Source organism: Pseudonocardia pini, assembly GCF_013870575.1.
GTDB lineage: Bacteria > Actinomycetota > Actinomycetes > Mycobacteriales > Pseudonocardiaceae > Pseudonocardia > Pseudonocardia pini.
The window spans coordinates 1-1628 of the sequence record NZ_JACBXB010001007.1 but is presented as its reverse complement, the minus strand read 5'-3'; the positions used below and the strand labels follow the sequence as shown (position 1 = coordinate 1628).

Below are 1628 nucleotides of genomic sequence, written 5' to 3'. Positions count from 1 at the left end.
CCGTCGGGTGTCGACGAGCTGGACCGGGTGCTGGGGGGTGGACTCGTCCCGGGCGCGGTGGTCCTGCTCGCCGGTGAGCCCGGTGTCGGCAAGTCCACCCTCCTGCTGGAGGTGGCGGCGAAGGCCGCGGTGTCCCGCACCGTCCTCTACGTGACCGGTGAGGAGTCCGCGGGCCAGGTCCGGCTGCGGGCCGAGCGCACGGGCGCGCTGCACGACCGGCTCTACCTGGCCGCCGAGTCGGACCTGTCGTCGATCCTCGGGCACGTCGACGCCCTGGCGCCCGAGCTGTTGATCGTCGACTCGGTGCAGACCATGACCTCCCCGGAGGTGGACGGCACGGCGGGCGGGGTCACGCAGACCCGCGCCGTGACCGTCGCGCTCACGGCGTTGGCCAAGGAGCGCGGGCTGCCCGTGCTGCTGGTCGGCCACGTGACCAAGGACGGGAACATCGCCGGGCCGCGGGTGCTGGAGCACCTGGTGGACGTGGTGCTCGCCTTCGAGGGCGACAAGCACTCCACGCTCCGCATGGTCCGCGGGGTGAAGAACCGGTTCGGTCCCGCGGACGAGGTGGGCTGCTTCGAACTGCGGGACGAGGGCATCGTGGGGCTGGCGGACCCCTCCGGGCTCTTCCTGGCCCGGTTCGGGGCCACCCAGGCCTCCGTGGTGCCGGGGACCGCGGTCACCGTCGTGATGGACGGCCGCAGGCCGCTGTTGGCCGAGGTCCAGGCCCTGGTGGCCACCAGCAGCATGCCCACCCCGCGGCGGGCGGTCAGCGGGCTCGACTCCGCTCGGGTGTCGATGCTGCTCGCGGTCCTGGAGCGGCGCGGCGGCGTGCGGCTGCACGACGCGGAGGTCTACACGGCCACCGTCGGCGGCATGAAGGTCACCGAGCCCGCCGCGGACCTCGCCCTCGCCATGGCCGTGGCGTCGGCGAAGAACGACGTCGCGCTGCCGCCGGACCTCATCGTCCTCGGTGAGCTGGGGCTGGCGGGCGAGGTGCGCCGCGTCTCCGGCGTCCGACGGCGGCTGGCCGAGGCCGCGCGGCTCGGCTTCACCCATGCGCTGATCCCGCCGGACAGCGACGCCGGGTCCTCCGGGATGAGGCTCACCGAGGTGTCGGACGTGTCCCAGGTGCTGGCGCGCATCAAGCGCTGATCAGGGGCGCGGGTTCAGCGTGAACGGCGTGGGCCCGCTGATCCGGTCCGCGACCCGGGTGAGCAGGGTGTACTCCCCCGCGGGCAGCCGGGTCCGGGGCGCGGTGCACCCGGGGTTCGACGAGAGCCCCGACCAGGTCACCGCGAAGGCGACCGGCTGGCCGGGCACCAGCGTCCGCAGGTCCTGGGTCGAGGGGTTCACGCAGTCGTTGCTGGACCAGAGCCGGTTCTGGACGGGGCGGTCCCACACGACGATCTCCTGCAGCGCCCCGTCCAGGTCCCGCACGCAGGCCTGGCCGGAGACGTTCACGACGACCAGCCGCACCTCCGGGCGGTCGCCCACCGTGTGCTGCGGCGAGTCGATCTCCGCGCCGACGTCGATCATGTCGTTCGTGCAGGCGGGCGGCCCGGTCGGCGGGGCGATCTCCGTGGGCGGGACGGGCACGGTGGCCCGGGGGGTGTCGTCGGGCCGCT

At 74.3% G+C, this 1628-nt stretch carries 2 protein-coding genes; one reads left to right on the top strand and one right to left on the bottom strand.

Annotated elements, in window-relative coordinates; translation table 11 throughout:
- Window positions 1–1155: DNA repair protein RadA (radA, locus tag H5J29_RS31905; protein WP_181784636.1), on the top strand; the 1155-nt coding region annotated here is incomplete at its 5' end.
- On the opposite strand, the gene H5J29_RS31900 is transcribed toward radA, so the two are convergent.
- Window positions 1156–1628, bottom strand: a 473-nt coding sequence (locus tag H5J29_RS31900; RefSeq protein WP_220188196.1) for a hypothetical protein, incomplete at its 5' end; no start/stop codon positions are given.